General features: G+C 57.3%; 3 protein-coding genes. All 3 read left to right on the top strand.

The genetic code is table 11. The features are described from left to right. The first annotated feature begins 83 nt into the window (after nucleotides 1-83). The gene (gene tnpA / locus PSHG_RS25805; protein ID WP_010280026.1) at nucleotides 84-395 is read left to right on the top strand and encodes an IS66 family insertion sequence element accessory protein TnpA; all 312 of its coding nucleotides are present in this window, start codon (nucleotides 84-86) and stop codon (nucleotides 393-395) included. After that, nucleotides 395-742, top strand: coding sequence for an IS66 family insertion sequence element accessory protein TnpB (gene tnpB / locus PSHG_RS25810; protein ID WP_010280031.1), 348 nt, complete (start codon nucleotides 395-397; stop codon nucleotides 740-742). The genes tnpA and tnpB overlap by 1 nt, the downstream gene beginning before the upstream one ends. Before the next feature lie 63 nt (nucleotides 743-805). Continuing rightward, a partial coding sequence (gene tnpC, locus PSHG_RS25820) for an IS66 family transposase (protein ID WP_010280035.1) occupies nucleotides 806-2,323 on the top strand: 1,518 nt, incomplete at its 3' end.

Consider the following 2,323-nt stretch of genomic DNA (forward strand, 5'->3'; position numbering starts at 1 on the left):
GTAAGCGTCAAATACAGCCCACCTGTCCAATGTGAAAAGGATATGAGAAACTAAGCACATCGGAAAGAAAGGTGTGCTGAAAGATGAATAAAAATGAGAAGGCCAACTATTGGCGAGAGCAGGTCAGCGAGTATCGGGCAAGCGGCCTGACGATGAAAGCGTGGTGCGAGAAGCATCATATCGCCTCCGGGCAAATGAAATACTGGATTCGTAAGCTGGGCTTGCGTCAGCGTTCACGCAGAGCAGCGGCGCCAAACTGGATCGAGGTGACGCCAGTACCCGCATCCGCTTCTTCGCTCATCGTTCGGGTCGGTGCGGCCGAGATCGAGGTCGCAGCCGGTTTCGATACAGCCCTGCTGAAGCAGGTTGTTCAGACGCTGGGGGATCCTTCCTGATGCTGCCGCTGCCGGAACGCGTCCTGCTCGCCAGCGGGGCAACCGACCTGCGAAAATCGATCGACGGACTGGCGGCTCTGGTTCAAGAATCGCTGGGCGTCAGCCCGTTCGCCCCCACGCTGTTCGTGTTCTGCAATCGAGGTCGGGATAAACTGAAGATGCTGTATTGGGATCATAACGGATTCTGGTTGTTCTACCGTCGGTTGGAACGCGGACGTTTTCAGTGGCCCGCCAGCAAGGATAAGGCGGTCACAATCTCGGTTCGCGAGCTCCGCTGGCTGCTCGACGGCCTTTCGCTTAGCCAGCGCCAGGCTCATCTGCCCGTCCTGGCCGATCGCGTCGTATGACGTTCACCGAATCGCCACAACCCCGAGCAGGAACCAAGCGGTGAATCCCCGAAAATCAATAGCATGACCAAACGAACGGATTCCTCTACCCTGGATGAACTCCAGCAACAGAATACGGAACTAACGAAGCAAGTCAGCGAACTCTCCGCCAAGCTCAAATGGTACGAAGAACAGTTCCGGTTGGCACAGCAGAAACGCTTCGGCGCGTCCAGCGAAAAGACGCATCCGGATCAGCTTGAGCTGAACCTATTCAACGAAGTGGAAGTCTGCGCGACACCGCCCGGTGAAGAGCCGCCGACCGAGAAAGTCACCTATGAGCGCCACAAACGCACCGGCAAACGGGAAGAGGATCTGTCGAATCTGCCAGTGGAGACCGTGGTTTACCCTTTGTCCGAAGGTGAGCAGGCTTGCACCTGTTGCGGTGGCTCACTGCACGAAATGACGACGGAAACCCGTAGTGAGATCGCCATCGATCCGCCAAAGGTCAAGGTGATTCGGCATGTGCGACAGGTGTATGCTTGCCGTCACTGCGAACGAAATGAAATCACGACACCGATCGTCACGGCGCCGATGCCAAGGCCAGTCTATCCCGGCAGTCTAGCATCGCCATCGATCCTCTCGCACGTGATGAGCCAGAAGTACGTGGAAAGCCTGCCGCTGTACCGGCAGGAGCAGCAGTTCGCGCGTCTGGGCTATTCGCTTTCAAGACAGACGATGGCGAACTGGATGATCTACGGTGCAGAGAAGTGGCTGACGCCGCTCTATGCCGCGATGAAGGCCCATCTGTTGCAGCAAGAGGTGCTGTATGCCGATGAGACCACGCTGCAGGTGCTGAAGGAACCGGGCAAATCGGCGGAGGCGCAATCGTATCTGTGGCTGTATCGCACTGGACGCGGTGCCGCTCCGGTGGTGCTGTACGAGTATCAGCGTACGCGAGGCGGCGAGCATCCACGAAACTTTCTGAGTGGCTTTTCGGGTTACTTGCATGTGGACGGCTATGCGGGCTACCACAAGGTCAAGGGAGTCACGCTGGTCGGATGCTGGGCACATGCGCGGCGCAAATATGATGAAGCGCTCAAGGCAGCGCCGCCAGAAACAGACAAAGGGACAAACGTGGCCGGACAAGGCTTGGCTTTTTGTAACCAGCTTTATGCCATAGAGCGGGAGCTGTCCACGCTGACACCAGAAGAGCGGCATGCCGAGCGGCAGAAGCAGAGCCAGCCGGTGCTGGAAGCCTACGGGCAATGGCTCAGACAACAGCGCTCCCGAACGTTGCCCAAAAGCTTGCTTGGTCAGGCGATCGCCTACAGTCTGAATCAGTGGGAGAAGCTCAGCGCATTCCTTGCCGATGGCCGTTTGGAGCTCGACAACAACCGCAGCGAGCGGTCGATCAAGCCCTTTGTGATCGGACGCAAAAACTGGCTATTCGCCAATACGCCGCGCGGCGCTCAGGCCAGTGCAACGATATACAGCGTGATGGAGACGGCCAAGGAGAACGACCTGATTCCATACAACTACTTGAAGTATCTCTTCGAGCAGTTGCCGCAGTTGGAGGGACCGCTAACTGAAGAGCAACTTGAG

This window comes from Paenibacillus senegalensis JC66, assembly GCF_000285515.1.
Classification (GTDB): domain Bacteria; phylum Bacillota; class Bacilli; order Paenibacillales; family NBRC-103111; genus Paenibacillus_L; species Paenibacillus_L senegalensis.

What these genes read in the sequence shown, in the direction of transcription:
- tnpA (WP_010280026.1), top strand. Translation starts at nt 84, where the DNA reads ATGAATAAAAATGAGAAGGCCAACTATTGGCGAGAGCAGGTCAGCGAG.
- tnpB (WP_010280031.1), top strand. Translation starts at nt 395, where the DNA reads ATGCTGCCGCTGCCGGAACGCGTCCTGCTCGCCAGCGGGGCAACCGAC.